General features: G+C 60.8%; 15 protein-coding genes and 2 pseudogenes. 15 read left to right on the top strand and 2 right to left on the bottom strand.

Annotated elements, in window-relative coordinates; genetic code table 11:
• Window positions 1-168 precede the first annotated feature (168 nt).
• Together ACFOJ9_RS00280 and ACFOJ9_RS00275 are read right to left on the bottom strand one after the other, a co-directional pair.
• Window positions 169-624 (bottom strand): hypothetical protein, encoded by a 456-nt coding sequence (locus ACFOJ9_RS00280; protein ID WP_143748678.1) that lies wholly within the window; start codon window positions 622-624, stop codon window positions 169-171.
• Window positions 625-629: 5 nt separating this feature from the next.
• A complete protein-coding gene (locus tag ACFOJ9_RS00275) occupies window positions 630-1694 on the bottom strand; it encodes a hemin-degrading factor (RefSeq protein WP_095082058.1) in 1065 nt (354 codons plus the stop codon).
• Between the two features lie 709 nt (window positions 1695-2403).
• Between ACFOJ9_RS00275 and ACFOJ9_RS00270 the strand changes: the two genes are divergently transcribed.
• The 15 genes and pseudogenes from ACFOJ9_RS00270 (at window position 2404) to ACFOJ9_RS00200 (ending at window position 13819) form a co-directional block, all read left to right on the top strand.
• Window positions 2404-2724, top strand: coding sequence for an iron-sulfur cluster assembly accessory protein (locus ACFOJ9_RS00270; protein WP_095082060.1), 321 nt, complete (start codon window positions 2404-2406; stop codon window positions 2722-2724).
• Window positions 2725-2748: 24 nt separating this feature from the next.
• Entirely contained in the window at window positions 2749-2970 is a 222-nt protein-coding gene (locus tag ACFOJ9_RS00265) for a hypothetical protein (RefSeq protein WP_378976356.1), read from the top strand.
• The gene (gene nifS, locus ACFOJ9_RS00260; RefSeq protein WP_095082066.1) at window positions 2967-4166 is read left to right on the top strand and encodes a cysteine desulfurase NifS; all 1200 of its coding nucleotides are present in this window, start codon (window positions 2967-2969) and stop codon (window positions 4164-4166) included. Before ACFOJ9_RS00265 ends, nifS begins: the two co-directional genes overlap by 4 nt.
• A pseudogene (locus ACFOJ9_RS00255) lies at window positions 4163-5314 on the top strand (homocitrate synthase/isopropylmalate synthase family protein). The gene nifS and the pseudogene ACFOJ9_RS00255 overlap by 4 nt, the downstream one beginning before the upstream one ends.
• A gap of 112 nt (window positions 5315-5426) precedes the next feature.
• A complete protein-coding gene (gene nifW / locus ACFOJ9_RS00250) occupies window positions 5427-5807 on the top strand; it encodes a nitrogenase stabilizing/protective protein NifW (protein WP_095082068.1) in 381 nt (126 codons plus the stop codon).
• Between the two features lie 183 nt (window positions 5808-5990).
• Window positions 5991-6842 carry an electron transfer flavoprotein subunit beta/FixA family protein gene (locus tag ACFOJ9_RS00245; protein ID WP_095082070.1) on the top strand — a complete coding sequence of 284 codons (852 nt, stop codon included), beginning with the start codon at window positions 5991-5993 and terminating at the stop codon, window positions 6840-6842.
• Between the two features lie 16 nt (window positions 6843-6858).
• Window positions 6859-7968: an electron transfer flavoprotein subunit alpha/FixB family protein gene (locus tag ACFOJ9_RS00240; RefSeq protein WP_095082072.1), complete on the top strand. Its 1110-nt coding sequence runs from the start codon at window positions 6859-6861 to the stop codon at window positions 7966-7968.
• Window positions 7969-7979: 11 nt separating this feature from the next.
• Window positions 7980-9287 carry an FAD-binding protein gene (locus ACFOJ9_RS00235; protein WP_095084245.1) on the top strand — a complete coding sequence of 436 codons (1308 nt, stop codon included), beginning with the start codon at window positions 7980-7982 and terminating at the stop codon, window positions 9285-9287.
• A 7-nt stretch (window positions 9288-9294) separates the two neighbouring features.
• Window positions 9295-9594: a ferredoxin family protein gene (locus tag ACFOJ9_RS00230; protein ID WP_095082074.1), complete on the top strand. Its 300-nt coding sequence runs from the start codon at window positions 9295-9297 to the stop codon at window positions 9592-9594.
• Between the two features lie 324 nt (window positions 9595-9918).
• Window positions 9919-10319, top strand: a pseudogene (locus ACFOJ9_RS00225) (helix-turn-helix domain-containing protein); the annotation flags it as partial.
• 238 nt (window positions 10320-10557) lie between these two features.
• Window positions 10558-12039 (top strand): nitrogenase cofactor biosynthesis protein NifB, encoded by a 1482-nt coding sequence (gene nifB, locus ACFOJ9_RS00220; protein WP_095082076.1) that lies wholly within the window; start codon window positions 10558-10560, stop codon window positions 12037-12039.
• 33 nt (window positions 12040-12072) lie between these two features.
• Window positions 12073-12267 (top strand): 4Fe-4S dicluster domain-containing protein, encoded by a 195-nt coding sequence (locus ACFOJ9_RS00215; RefSeq protein ID WP_095082078.1) that lies wholly within the window; start codon window positions 12073-12075, stop codon window positions 12265-12267.
• A 61-nt stretch (window positions 12268-12328) separates the two neighbouring features.
• On the top strand, window positions 12329-12649 hold the full coding sequence (locus tag ACFOJ9_RS00210; protein ID WP_378976354.1) for a nitrogen fixation protein NifZ: 321 nt from the start codon (window positions 12329-12331) through the stop codon (window positions 12647-12649).
• Window positions 12646-12858 carry a putative nitrogen fixation protein NifT gene (gene nifT / locus ACFOJ9_RS00205; protein ID WP_378976352.1) on the top strand — a complete coding sequence of 71 codons (213 nt, stop codon included), beginning with the start codon at window positions 12646-12648 and terminating at the stop codon, window positions 12856-12858. The genes ACFOJ9_RS00210 and nifT overlap by 4 nt, the downstream gene beginning before the upstream one ends.
• Window positions 12859-12898: 40 nt before the next feature.
• Window positions 12899-13819 carry an SIR2 family NAD-dependent protein deacylase gene (locus ACFOJ9_RS00200; protein ID WP_378976350.1) on the top strand — a complete coding sequence of 307 codons (921 nt, stop codon included), beginning with the start codon at window positions 12899-12901 and terminating at the stop codon, window positions 13817-13819.
• Window positions 13820-13864 lie beyond the last annotated feature (45 nt).

Below are 13864 nucleotides of genomic sequence, written 5' to 3'. Positions count from 1 at the left end.
GTCCTGCTGCTTCGGGGTTTTGCGCAATAGATTGCCGTGCTGGCTCTGTCGCGGCGCTGATGCAGCGCTTCAGGCTGCTAGCGCTGGACGCAGGCATCGTCGAGATAGCTGCTGATTTCCGCCTCGTCGTCGCCGGACGACAGCTGCATGATGCCGCCGCAGGCGGTGTCATGCAGCTGTCGGAGGCGGGCAGTTTCCCGGCCTTTCCTTGCCGACGACGTATATCATTCGAGGATACCTTTGTTGCGACCGTCCTCTGGCAGCTTGATCAAAGGGTGTACGCCACTTTGCATCGATCGCGTCCTCTCGGCGGCTGCCGTGGACGGCCAGAACGCCGGACCGACTGACGGACGGAGCACCCTCCGCCAACAGCCGTTGCACGTTGCCGACAATGTGCCGCTTCAGTGAAGCGTTCGGGTCGTAGCTGGTCGAATCGCGAGCCACGAGGGGGCGCTCCTCGCCAAGCGCATAGATGATCTCGGTGACAGACCCGCCGATCGAGGTGATCCGCAGCGGATCGGAAAAGACAGCTGCGCCCTGACTGCGCTCAGCAGGCAACGCGGCGGCCAGCAGGAGGCCGAGCATCAGCGCGAGCAGGGAGCGTAAAGGGAAGGCAACACACATGGTCGTTATCTCACGCTGCTGACGGGGGTTGGGATACGTGGCAGGTTCTCGGCCAGAAACCGCCAGTCACCGCGTTCGCGGTCGCCTTCATAGCGCTGCCCGAAGAACTGGATGATCATTCTGCCGTCGGCGCCATAGGCTTCGAGCGACGTGATATGACCGTCCCTGGTCGGCTTGCGCACGGCCCAGACTTCGCGGATGTGATGGGTTCTCAGATGCAGGTGGAAGGTCGCGTCGAGCACATTGATCCACGGGCCGATCGGCTTGACCGACTTGACCGGACCGGAATGAATCTGAATGCAACCACGATTTCCGACGAAGCACATGATCGGCATCTCGTCTTCGGCCGCGCACTGGAACATGGCGCCAATGGCAGCATTGTCGAGCAGCCAGGCGTATTCCTGGCCGACCATCCGCATCGCCTCGCAGCGGCTGAGCTTCAGCGTCTTCAGCATATCGAAGAACTGATGCACGTCGGTCAGCCGACTCCAGTGGTCGCGTAGATCCTCGACCGTGGCGGCTTGGTCCGGAATCTCAGCATCGTCAGCTTCGCTCGCCTTAGCCGACACGATCGGCTCCTGGTTTGAGGATTCGAGCTGCGCCACCAGCTTCTGATAGGCATAGAGGTTGGAGGCCGGCCTGACGTGCACCTTGTGCACCGCCTTGCCGTCGGCATCGAAGAATTGCAGGCTGCGGTGGATGTCGCCGCCATCGCGCTTTTCGACGGCAAAACCGTGCTCCCACACCTTCGGGAAGATGCGCAGGTTGATCTCATCGCCAAGCACCATGGCATGGTGGTTGCCGGTTACCACCTTGTCGTAGATGCCGATCTTCTCGTGCACGGCGCTTTCATTGCGGGTCTGCGCCATCACCTCGCCAACCGCTTCGAGGCCGGTCAACAGGTCGTTGACGCGCGGCTCGATGCGAACCGCGTCGAAACCACAATCGGCGGCAACCAGTTCGGCTTCCGAAATCCCCAATTGGGCGGCGAGATCGGGCTCGCGGATTTTCGGACTGTCTTTGCGTGCACGCCGGATTTGCTCGGGCGAGGGCTTCTCGCGCTGCTCCATGTCCTATCCCCTGCTTCCACATACGTTTTGATCATCGATGCCATGCCGGCTGATCTGCAGCCGACGGGGCGCGCCTTGATGCTCGACCCGGTCTTGTGCTCGCCGAGAACAGAGTGTTGCTGGAGAGCCGTCCGGCACCCCTCGAAACGCGCGCGCGTACCAACTGAACTGCGGACGATGGCCGACAGGCACATGCCGGTCCCATCTCACTTCAGTCGACGGCCACTAGCCGGTGGTGAGCGATTGTGGATGCCGACGCCAATTGGCCGATCAGGGGTTCGGATTCTACGGACGGTGCTTAATTCCCATTGAAGGCGGAGCTGGTTCGGACCTGACATGTTGCTTTCCTTCCTGGCATCGATCACGAGGCTACCCAAGAGATGAATATCCGTCGACCAGTCTTGGGCCTCGCCGAAAGGGCAGGTTCAAAAGTCGTGCCAATTGCGCGGAAGCAGGCGCAGGACGGATCTTCGGCATGCTCGTCAATGGCTTACGTGCAAGCGCAGCCGGATCTGAAGCCGAACATCGCTGTGTGCCTTACTCGACACACCTGACGGGGACCTGTCGGTTACCCGACGTCGTCCCAACGATGGCACGCGAGATTCACGGCAGAGTCAGGGATATCGCACTGTTTGAAGCGGTTTTTTCCTTTGGCACGGTCCATGCATGATGATCCGCAGTACGTCACGGACTGAGGAGAGATCGAACCATGATTACGCTCACCGACAACGCCGTTGCCGCCGTCAAGGCCGCACTTTCCCGCGCCAGCGAGCCGGTTGAAGGCTTTCGCATCATGGTCCAGGCCGGCGGTTGCGCCGGCTTCCAATACCTGATGGGCCTGGAGAGCGTCGAGCGCGAAGGCGATGCCATTATAACGGCGGATGGGGTCAAGGTGTTCGTGGACGTAGGCTCCCAACCCCACGTCGCCGGTATGACCGTCGACTTCGTTACGGAGATCGAATCCTCCGGTTTTGTCTTCGATAATCCCAACGCGCGGGACAAGTGTGGCTGCGGCAAGTCCTTCGGCTGATCGCCCCAGAGAAGGAAAAGAGGCATGTTGGACTATAGCGACAAGGTCAAGGGATGCTTTTTCGTCCCGAAGAATGCCGGCATTCTGGAAACAGCCACTGCACTGTGTAAGGTCAAAGCCATTTACAAACTGACGGGCACCGGCAGCGGCGGCCGGTTCGCCGTCAGCATCAACCACGTGTGCCAGAAGCTCAATGCGACGTGGCTCGCGCTTCGCATCATTCCGATCGACTGTTCGTGCGCATGAGGACTGTCTATCTCGACAACAACGCAACGACGCGGGTCGACCCTGATGTCGTTCGAACGATGCTGCCGTTCTTTTCGGAGCAATTTGGCAACCCTTCGTCGATGCACAGTCTTGGCGCCTCGGTCGGTGCAGCGGTTGGAAAGGCGCGTCGGCAGGTACAAGCGCTGATCGGCGCGGAGTTCGACGATGAGGTCATCTTCACCTCTGGCGGGACGGAAAGCGACAATGCCGCGATTCTTTCGGCGCTCGAAGTGATGCCCAATCGAGCAGAGATCGTGACTTCTGCCGTCGAGCATCCGGCCGTGCTGACGCTGTGTGCACACCTTGAGAGGACGCGCGGCGTCAAGGTGCACACAATCCCCGTGGATCGCCGTGGCCGGCTCGACCTGGACGCCTACAGGGTCGCCCTCACGCCAAAAGTCGCAATCGTCTCGATCATGTGGGCGAACAATGAGACTGGTACGATCTTTCCAGTGGCCGAGCTTGCCGACTTGGCCAAGGAAGTCGGCGCCCTTTTCCATACCGATGCCGTGCAGACGGTGGGCAGACTCCCGATAGAGCTGAAATCGACGGCAGTCGACATGCTGTCGCTCTCCGGCCACAAGCTGTATGGGCCGAAAGGGATCGGCGCGCTTTATGTAAGGCGCGGCGTGGCCTTCTGCTCATTGATCAAGGGGGGGCACCAAGAGCGCGACCGGCGCGCGGGCACCGAGAACACGCCGGGCATCGTCGGGCTGGGGATGGCGGCCGAACTTGCCTTGAAATTCATGGAGGACGAGGCTACGCGGGTAAAGTCGCTCCGCGACCGCCTCGAGGACGGGATCCTCCAGCATATCCCAAACAGCTTCGTCGCTGGCGATTCGCTTGAGCGGTTGCCGAACACCGCTAACATTGCCTTCCAAGATATCGAAGGCGATGCAATCCCACTTCTTCTCGGCCGCCTCGGCATCGCCTGTTCCTCCGGCTCTGCCTGCACCTCTGGATCGCTGGAGCCGAGCCATGTCTTGCGGGCGATGAAAATGCCATACGCAACAGTCCGCTTCTCCTTCGGGCGCCAGAATGGCGAAGCGGACGTCGATCGGGTGCTCGAGGTCGTGCCCGCAATCGTGGAAAGGCTGCGTGGGCCCGGCAGGCGAAGCGCTGAAGACCGTCAATCCGGTCTATGCCTGGGCAGCACGAGAACCGGCAGCTCATGAACCGTCGGATCTTTCTCAGCGATACGACATTGCGCGATGGTGAGCAGGCACCCGGCGTCGCCTTCACGACAGGCGGAAAAGCTGGAGCTTGCCGATTCTCTCGCCGCAGCCGGCGTCCCAGAAATCGAGATCGGCACGCCCGTCATGGGCGCCGACGAGATCGAAGCAATTCGCGCCGCGGTTGCGCGGAGTCTCCCGGTTCGGCTAACGGCATGGTGCCGGATAACGTCGCAGGATCTCGATGCAGCGATCGAGAGCGGCGTCTCCGCCATCGATCTGTCGCTGCCTGCATCGGACATCCAACTCGCCACAAAGCTAGGTCTCGATCATGCAGGAGCGCTTCAGGTCATCGAGTATATGGTCGGACGCGCAGCCGCCGGCGGTTTCTTCGTCGCCGTGGGCTGCGAGGATGCCTCGCGGGCCGATCGGGATCATCTCGCTCGCGTTGTCGAAACAGCCGCGCGCGCCGGCGCCAGCCGTGTCAGGCTGGCCGACACAGTTGGCGTTCTCGATCCGTTTTCGATTTTCGAACTGTCGCCCAGGTCGCGGCGCAGTCTCCTATCGATATAGAATTTCATGGGCACAACGATCTCGGCCTCGCTGCCGCCAACACGCTGGCCGCGATACGCGCCGGCGCGCGCCATGCCTCCGTCACCGTTCTCGGGCTCGGCGAGCGCGTCGGCAATGCCGCGCTGGAAGAGGTGGCTACCGCGATGGCGGTCCTCGGCGGCCCAGACACGGGCCTAGAGCTGGCCGCATTGCCCGCCTTGGCGGCCCAGGTGACGCAGGTCGCCCGGCGGACGACAGCAGCCATCAAGCCGGTTGTCGGCGCCGATGTTTTCACTCACGAATCCGGCATTCACGTCGCCGGGATGCTGAAGGACCCGCGTACCTATCAGGGACTGGATCCGGCTCTCGTGGGCCGCTGCCGGCGTATCGTCATCGGTAAGCATTCCGGCGCCACCGCGATTGCTCATGTGCTGGGCGAAAGCGGCCGCGATCTCGACCCGGATCTGGCAGCCGCGATGGTTGCCCGTGTCCGCCGCATGGCAGCCGAGATCAAATCGACCGTCACCGCAGCTCAACTGGTCGAGCCCTACGATAGACTGCGCAGCGAGACGGCTGGCCGAAGCCTTGCATTCCACTGAGGCGGACGATGTCGTTTTTCCTCGCCATCCGTTCCGCCAGGATAGCAGCCGCGGCTTGCGGCGCAAAAAGCCGCTCCGCCATCGCACACAATTTCCGACCTTGGAGAATGCAATGAGTTGTTCCGCTGACGGCCGTCCCTTCGATCTCACGGATATCCTCGCGCGGCTGAAAGGCCTGTCGGCTGCGGAGGAGTTCTTCGCCATCCTTGGCGTTTCCTATGACCCCAAGGTGCTCAATGTCTCGCGGCTCCATATCATGAGGCGGATGGGCCAATACCTTGCGAGCGAAGATCTCTCCGAACTGCCCGACTCGGTGATCGCTGCGCGGGTCCGCGGCACGCTGGAGCGCGCCTACCAGGACTTCGCGATTTCCTCGCCGCTCACGCACAGGGTGTTCAAGGTGCTCAAAGACCACGATCCGGACAAACCTGCTACGCCGGGCCGCACCTTCGTCCCGTTCGAGTCCATGCTGAAACGGTTCGGGAAGGAATGAGCGCGACACGGATGCGACGCAACAATGTCGCCAAGTCGACAAATGGGGGTCATCACGACGAAGCCTTCAGAAGCAACCAACCGAATTTCCGGCAAGAGCGGCGCGCAAATGATTGGCATGAATGATGCGCGAAGGAGACGACCGCAAAGCCCGCATCCGGACAGGAGCCTAGAGAAACCGCCAATGCACATCGTAATCTGCATCAAGCAGGTGCCGGACTCGGCACAGATACGCGTCCATCCGGTGACGAATACGATCATGCGTCAGGGTGTGCCGACCATCATCAACCCATACGACCTGTTCGCCCTCGAAGAAGCGCTCAGGCTACGCGACGCTTATGGCGGCGAGGTCACAGTGCTCAGTATGGGTCCGCCAATGGCAGAGAACGCGCTGCGCAAGGCGCTCAGTTATGGGGCCGACCGCGCGGTGCTCTTGACCGACCGCTATTTTGCCGGCTCCGACACGTTGGCGACCTCCTTCGCTCTTTCCCAAGCAATCGCCAAGGTTGGCGAGACGTTCGGCACGCCAGACATCGTCTTCACCGGCAAGCAGACGATCGATGGTGACACCGCCCAGGTCGGACCCGGCATCGCCAAGCGCCTCGGTCTCTTGCAACTCACCTATGTCGCGAAGATCGCCTCCATTGATCTCGCTGCGCGCGAGATCAATGTCGAGCGCCGCTGCGAAGGCGGCATGCAGTTGCTTAAGAGCAGACTTCCTTGCCTTGTCGCCATGCTGGAAGGCACCAACGAGATCCGCCGGGGTTCGCTTCAGGACGCCCTGTGCGCAGCGCGCAGCCAAGTCGTGAAGTGGAGTGCGGCCGAGGCCGGCATTGAGGACCTCACCAGATGCGGCCTGCGCGGCTCGCCGACGGTCGTCAAGCGTGTTTTCGCCCCGACCCCACGGGCGGAAAAGGCGGAGCGTATCGAAACCGCGGAGAAGACGCCGCGCGATCTTGCTGACGAACTCGTCGCCGCACTCTTCACCCGGCAGCCGGAATTGGCACACGAACTCGCCTTCAACAACGACGCGTGAGGGCAAGGAGCAGACGATGTCGACCCCGAACCGAGAAACCCCTCGCCCTGCCGCCGGCCGTGCCGGCATAAAGAAGGAACTGCCTGACCGTTTCAAGGACCATCGGCATGTCTGGGTTTTCATTGAGCTCGAACGCGGCCAGGTTCATCCCGTATCCGTGGAACTGCTCGGCGAAGGCCGCAAGCTGGCAGACAAGCTTGGCGTCCAGCTTGCGGGCGTCGTGCTCGGACCGCCTGAAGAAGCCACCCGCAACGCCGTTGCCGAGGCCTTCGCTTATGGAGCCGACATGGTCTACCTCGTCGAGGCACCGTTGCTGGCCGACTATCGGAACGAGCCTTTCGCCAAGGCGATGACGGATCTGGTCGATACCCACAAACCGGAGATCCTTCTGCTGGGCGCGACCACGCTCGGCAGGGATCTTGCCGGCTCCGTGGCGACGACTTTACATACGGGGCTCACGGCCGACTGCACCGAACTGGACGTGGATACAGACGGATCGCTCGCCGCAACCCGTCCGACTTTCGGCGGTTCCTTGCTATGCACGATCTATACGCTCAATTGCCGGCCGCAGATGGCGACAGTGCGTCCCAGGGTCATGCCCATGCCGCAGCGCGCCGACAGGCCAGTAGGTCGTGTCATCGAGCACAAGCTGTGGTTAGCCGAGGATGAGATCGTCACCAAGGTCCTCGGGTTCCTGCCGGATAGCCAGTCGGCAAAGGCAAATCTCGCCTATGCCGATGTCGTGGTTGCGGGAGGCCTTGGTCTCGGCGGCGCGGAGAATCTGCAGCTTGTGAAGAATCTCGCGCGCGCGATCGGCGCCGAACATGGCTGTTCGCGCCCGCTGGTCCAGAAGGGCTGGATGCCGGCTGATCGGCAGATCGGCCAAACCGGCAAGACCATCCGGCCGAAGCTTTACATCGCGGCCGGGATTTCCGGCGCCATCCAGCATCGCGTTGGCGTCGAGGGCGCCGATCTCATTGTCGCCATCAACACCGATCCGAACGCGCCGATTTTCGATTTTGCCCACCTTGGAATCGTCACTGATGCGATCCGCTTCCTGCCCGCACTGACGGAAGCCTTCACCCGGCGGCTGTCGCCGCATAGTCGCGACAAGCTAGCGAGTTAAGGAAGATGGACATGATCGAGGAAGAATTCGACGCCATTGTCATCGGGGCCGGCATGTCCGGTAACGCGGCTGCTTACACCATGGCAAGCCACGGCCTGAAGGTGCTGCAGTTGGAGCGCGGCGAATATCCGGGTTCCAAGAATGTCCAGGGTGCCATCATGTACGCGAACATGCTGGAGAAGATCATCCCGGACTTCCGGGACGATGCGCCTCTCGAGCGGCATCTGGTCGAACAGCGGCTTTGGGTGATGGACGACACCTCCCACACCGGGATTCACCACCGGTCGGACCACTTCAATGAGGCGAAGCCGAACCGCTATACGATCATCCGCGCACAGTTCGATAAATGGTTTTCGCGCAAGGTGCGCGAGGCTGGCGCGACGGTTCTTTGTGAGACGACCGTGACGGAGCTCGTCCGAGATGGCAGGGATAGGGTGATCGGCGTCCGCACAGATCGGAGCGGCGGAATAATAGGCGCGGACGTGGTCGTTCTCGCAGAAGGTGTGTGCGGGCTGCTTGGCACCCGGGCCGGCCTGCGATCGATGCCCAAACCAGAAACCGTGGCGCTCGCCGTCAAGGAGATGCATTTCCTGCCCGAAGAGGTCATCGAGCAGCGGTTCGGCCTCAACGGCGATGAAGGCTGTGTGATCGAGGCGGTGGGCACGATCTCCCACGGCATGGCCGGGCTCGGCTTCCTCTATACCAACAAGGAGTCAATCTCATTGGGCGTCGGCTGCCTCGTTTCCGATTTCGCCGCAGCGATGGAGAGCCCTTACGCTCTCCTTGACGCCTTCAAAAACCATCCTTCGATCCGGCCGCTGATCGCCGGCTCCGAGGTCAAAGAATATGCCGCGCATCTCATTCCCGAAGGTGGCTACAAGGCGATTCCGCAGCTCTTTGGCGACGGCTGGGTGGTGGTCGGCGATGCCGCGCAGTTGAACAACGCCATCCATCGCGAGGGTTCGAACCTCGCCATGACCTCCGGCCGTATCGCGGCTGAGGCAATCGTTCAGCTCAAGAGGCGCAGTCATCCAATGACTAAACGGAACCTATCTCTTTACAAGATCATGCTTGACAATTCATTCGTGGTCAAAGATCTGCGCAAATACAAGGACATGCCAGCCTTGCTTCATACCAATTCGTGCAATTTCTTCACCACATATCCGCAATTGCTGTCCAAGGCCGCGCAGAACTTCCTGCGCGTCGACGGCACCCCTAAGATCGACAAGGAAAAAGCGACCACGGCCGCCTTCGTCAAGGCTCGTTCGCGCTGGGGGCTGGTCAGCGACGCGGTCCGCCTAGCATGCGCGTGGCGCTGAGGGAGAGATGACGATGGCAGTGACCAAGTTACGCGTCGAGGACAAGCTTTACCACAACCGCTACTTGGTCGATCCTGGCCGCCCGCATATCAAAGTGCGACCGCACGAGAAGCCGAGCCCGAACCTTCTCGCCCTGACCCGCGTGTGCCCGGCCAAATGCTATGAGTTGAACGACGCAGGCCAAGTGGAGATCACCCCCGATGGCTGCATGGAGTGCGGCACCTGCCGGATTTTGTGCGAGGCCAGCGGTGAGATCGAGTGGAACTATCCGCGCGGCGGCTTCGGTGTCCTCTTCAAGTTCGGATGATCGGCGGCGCCCGCACTGTTCAAATGAATACTGGAGTTCAAACGACCAAGGCGCGCTTGGGAGGAGTATCCTGGATAACCGCTGAGGTGTTTCGATGGCCCATATGCTGCGGGATCGGTTCGATGAAGGAGGTCCTCCGGACATCGGGCCGGAACCGGCCCTCAAAACCATGCACAAAGCCGATCTCTCACTCAGGGAATTTATGAGATATCGAAGGTTCTGACTGCGCCAGCTCCGCTGGAGATTACGCTCGCCAACGTTGTGAAGGTCCTCCCGTCCTTTCTGCAAATGCGCCACGCAGCAGTGGTTGTCCTGGACACTGCTGTGCGCGAGCTGGAAAACTGCGTGCAATGGACGGCTACACTTGCTCGGTCATGGACAATCACTTCGTCGGACTTCGCCTGCACGAATAGTCAATGCCTTTCTTCGCTCCTGTGGAAAGCAGCCGAGAGTTCGCATGGCGCCAATGCAATCGACGGGCTGTCACGCAGCAACATTTTGCCGGCTGGATCAGGGCTGCTGGCCAGCCGCATCGGCACTCCACACGACAAGGTATCGTCCCTGCTTGCCCAGCGACAGCCCTGCGTCTGACAGAGCGCGACCGGCTGATCGACACTATGGAGAAGGTGGGCTGGGTTCAGGCAAAGGCCGCCCGTATCCTCGACCTCACGCCGCGGCAAATCGGCTACGCTCTGCGCCGGTATGGCATCAAGGTGAAGAAATTCCAGAGATCAGATGACCTGCAATGGCGGGCTGCATCAGCGCTGCTGAACTGTGGCTCAGACACGCTTGCCTTCGCGGCCCCGATCCGCTTGTCCGCCTGTCGGAATGCCGACAAAACGCTGTCCGAACAAAACGACAGAATTCGACACGGAAAGCCAATCCGTGAATTAAAACCGCTCTTTGAGCTGGCATGGCTCTTGCGCTTCCAGCTGCGACGTCCACCAGCAACGGAGCCGTTCGATGCCCGCACCGATCGTTTCGCTTGAGGCCCTGACCAGCACGACGACTTTCGACCAATTGCTGGCGACGGCGAAATCGGCTGGCTGCACATCGCCATCCTGCGGCTCGTCGGAGAAGCCAGACGACTTGGATCCGGTTGTCTGGGAGAGAATCAAGGATCATCCCTGCTTTTCAGAAGAAGCCCACCATTATTTTGCGCGCATGCACGTTGCGGTCGCGCCGGCTTGCAATGTCCAGTGCAACTATTGCAATCGCAAATATGACTGCGCCAACGAAAGCCGGCCCGGAGTCGTCTCGGAAAAGCTCACTCCCGACCAGGCGCTACGCAAGGTGATCGCGGTTGCCAACGAAGTGCCGCAGCTTTCGGTACTCGGCATCGCCGGACCGGGCGACGCCTGTTACGACTGGAAGAAGACAAAGGCAACGTTCGAGCGAGTCGCCAGAGAGATCCCCGACGTCAAGCTGTGCATATCGACCAATGGACTCGCGCTACCGGATCGCGTCGCCGAGCTTGCCGACATGAATGTCGATCACGTGACGATCACCATCAACATGGTCGATCCGGAAGTCGGTGCAAAGATCTATCCTTGGATCTTTCACGGCCACCGCCGATACACCGGCATCGAAGCCGCCCGGATCCTGCACGAGCGGCAGATGCTGGGTCTGGAAATGCTGAGCGCGCGCGGCATCCTGACCAAGATCAACTCGGTGGTGATCCCCGCCGTCAACGACGAGCATCTGATCGAGGTAAATAAATGGGTCAAGGAGCGCGGGGCGTTCCTGCACAATGTCATGCCCCTGATTTCCGACCCCGCGCACGGTACGCATTACGGCCTGACCGGGCAACGCGGCCCCAATGCAACGGAGCTCAAGGCCCTCCAGGATCGTCTCGAAGGCGGCGCCAAGTTGATGCGCCATTGCCGGCAATGCCGGGCCGATGCCGTCGGCCTGATCGGCGAGGATGATGGCCAGGAATTCACACTCGACCGAATTCCCACCGAGGTCACCTACGACGCCAGCAAGCGCGAGGCCTATCGCGAGGTGGTCGCGCACGAGCGCCGCGATCACATGGCGGCCAGAAGCAAGGCGATCGGAATGCTCAAGGCAGCAGGTTCCGGCAAGTCCCTTCTTGTGGCAGTTGCGACCAAGGGCGGCGGCCGTGTCAACGATCATTTCGGCCATGCGAAGGAATTCCAGATTTATGAAGCCTCGCCGCGCGGGATCACCTTCGTCGGGCATCGCAAGGTCGAGCAGTATTGCCTCGGCGGCTGGGGCGAAAAAGGCACCCTCGCAGCAATCATCGCTGCTCTGGGGGGCATAGACATCGTGCTGTGCGCCAAGATCGGAGATTGTCCAAAGGATCAACTCGCGGAAGCTGGAATCCGAGCGAGCGACGCTTACGGGCATGACTACATCGAGACGGCAATCAGCGCGCTTTACGCCGCCGAGCTTAGCGTCCAACCGCTGGCGGCGACGGCCTGAGCCGTCTCATTCCCAACCGAACCAGGAGTTACAATGAGTTTTAAGATCATCGCATCCCAATGCACTCAATGCGGCGCTTGCGAGTTCGAATGTCCCTCAGGCGCGATCGAATTCAAGGGCGAGAGCTACGTGATCGAGCGGGACAAGTGCACCGAATGCGAGGGGGCCTTCGATACGCAGCAATGCGCCTCGGTGTGCCCTATGCCGAAGACCTGCGTTCCTGCTTGATATCCGGTGGCCTGAAACGCCTTTATCAACAAACTGACACCTCAAGAAGGAAGGAACGGCCATGGGGCTCGGACGCGAACAGGAGGTCGAAATCCACCAACTTCCACGATTTGAGCCGGGTGAGCGGGTCCGTGCCACGCGCCACATAAAGAATGACGGCACCTTTCCTGGCAGGCAGATCGGCGAAAACCTCGTGCGGAAGGGCGACGAGGGCTATGTGCGCGATGTTGGCACCTTTCTCCAGCAGTTCTTCATCTACGCGGTCGAGTGGATCGATCGTGGCACGGTGGTCGGCATGCGAGCGCGTGAACTGATGAGCCTCGACAAGGTCGAGGCTCCGAGCAGGACCGACAGCACTGTGAATGAAGGAACGGCCAGATGAAAGTAATGATCCGCAGGACCGGCGCTGGCTTGTCGGCGTATATCCCCAAGAAGGATCTCGAAGAGCCGATCGTCAAACTCGAGAAGGAAGCGTTGTGGGGCGGGGCCGTGACGCTCAAAAACGGCTGGCGACTCGTTTTACCCGACCTTCCACGCGATACGCCTTTGCCGATCACCGTCGAGGCAAGGAAGATCTCCGACGAGGACTAATGCCGCGGATTGATAGAGAGCGCGACCAGAGGAAGCGAGCATGAACACGATCCCACCCTCGAGGCACCTCGTCATTGTCCGGGACAGCTTTGCCGAAAAGCTGCTTGAGCTTGCGAAGCAAGCGCTAGCCGCCGATCAGGTGATCCCGTATCTCGGTCCGGGCCTTCTCCGGCTGAGCTCCGCGGAGCCGACTGTACCGTTTACCTCGGAAGCCGTCGCCGCGGCGCTCAACACGAGGATGCCAGCACCTTCCAAGATCCGCACCAATATGTGGTCGGTCGCGCAGTTTATTGAACAGCGCCGGCACCGCCGCACACTTCAAACATGGATGGCCGAGATCTTCGCAGCGCCGGCGGCGCCGACTGTCCTCCACGCCTGGCTCGCAACGCTGCCGCTCTCCCTCATCATCGACAGCTGGTACGACGGCGCCATGCGGGCGGCCCTCGCAGATGCCGGCCGAACGGACGTCGTCGAGATACAAGGCGTAACTCGGTCGAACGAATTCGGTGACATTTGGACGAAAACGTATGATTTGTCCGGCAACGAACTCGAATCCGGATCGGTGGCAAAGACGGTCCTCTATACACCTCACGGCAGCATTAGGCCGGCGGCAAATTTCCTAGTGGCGGATTCCGACTATGTCGAAGTCCTTACCGAAATCGATATTCAGACCCCGATCCCAGACGCGGTGAAGGAACGGCGCAACGATCGGGGTCTTTTCTTTTTCGGCTGCCGCTTCAATGATCAGATGCTGCGCACCTATGCCAGGCAGATCTTGAAGCGCTCCATAGGCCCACATTGCACGGTAATGGATGCGCAAACGCTGACCAGAAACGAAGCCCGTTTTCTGGCGGCAAGCGGAATCACGGTGATCGATATGTCAGCAAGCGAAGCGGTGGCTCGGCTTGTCGGAGCGCGCACTGCAGCAGATGGCCAGGATCAACTTCGCGGACGCCTTTGATATGGAAAGCCGTCCGGCTTGCCGTCAAGGGGGCAAAATTCAGTC

This window comes from Mesorhizobium cantuariense (genome assembly GCF_042647205.1).
GTDB lineage: Bacteria > Pseudomonadota > Alphaproteobacteria > Rhizobiales > Rhizobiaceae > Mesorhizobium > Mesorhizobium cantuariense.
Note: the sequence above shows the minus strand (reverse complement) of the source record. Positions and strands in the feature narration are given on the sequence as shown.

Excerpts from the sequence above, each read along its gene's own strand:
- ACFOJ9_RS00215 (WP_095082078.1), top strand. The coding sequence starts at position 12,073 with ATGAGTTTTAAGATCATCGCATCCCAATGCACTCAATGCGGCGCTTGC.
- ACFOJ9_RS00245 (WP_095082070.1), top strand. The coding sequence starts at position 5,991 with ATGCACATCGTAATCTGCATCAAGCAGGTGCCGGACTCGGCACAGATA.
- nifT (WP_378976352.1), top strand. The coding sequence starts at position 12,646 with ATGAAAGTAATGATCCGCAGGACCGGCGCTGGCTTGTCGGCGTATATC.
- ACFOJ9_RS00210 (WP_378976354.1), top strand. The coding sequence starts at position 12,329 with ATGGGGCTCGGACGCGAACAGGAGGTCGAAATCCACCAACTTCCACGA.
- nifW (WP_095082068.1), top strand. The coding sequence starts at position 5,427 with ATGAGTTGTTCCGCTGACGGCCGTCCCTTCGATCTCACGGATATCCTC.
- ACFOJ9_RS00230 (WP_095082074.1), top strand. The coding sequence starts at position 9,295 with ATGACGATGGCAGTGACCAAGTTACGCGTCGAGGACAAGCTTTACCAC.
- nifS (WP_095082066.1), top strand. The coding sequence starts at position 2,967 with ATGAGGACTGTCTATCTCGACAACAACGCAACGACGCGGGTCGACCCT.
- ACFOJ9_RS00235 (WP_095084245.1), top strand. The coding sequence starts at position 7,980 with ATGATCGAGGAAGAATTCGACGCCATTGTCATCGGGGCCGGCATGTCC.
- ACFOJ9_RS00280 (WP_143748678.1), bottom strand. The coding sequence starts at position 624 with ATGTGTGTTGCCTTCCCTTTACGCTCCCTGCTCGCGCTGATGCTCGGC.
- nifB (WP_095082076.1), top strand. The coding sequence starts at position 10,558 with ATGCCCGCACCGATCGTTTCGCTTGAGGCCCTGACCAGCACGACGACT.
- ACFOJ9_RS00200 (WP_378976350.1), top strand. The coding sequence starts at position 12,899 with ATGAACACGATCCCACCCTCGAGGCACCTCGTCATTGTCCGGGACAGC.
- ACFOJ9_RS00265 (WP_378976356.1), top strand. The coding sequence starts at position 2,749 with ATGTTGGACTATAGCGACAAGGTCAAGGGATGCTTTTTCGTCCCGAAG.
- ACFOJ9_RS00270 (WP_095082060.1), top strand. The coding sequence starts at position 2,404 with ATGATTACGCTCACCGACAACGCCGTTGCCGCCGTCAAGGCCGCACTT.
- ACFOJ9_RS00275 (WP_095082058.1), bottom strand. The coding sequence starts at position 1,694 with ATGGAGCAGCGCGAGAAGCCCTCGCCCGAGCAAATCCGGCGTGCACGC.
- ACFOJ9_RS00240 (WP_095082072.1), top strand. The coding sequence starts at position 6,859 with ATGTCGACCCCGAACCGAGAAACCCCTCGCCCTGCCGCCGGCCGTGCC.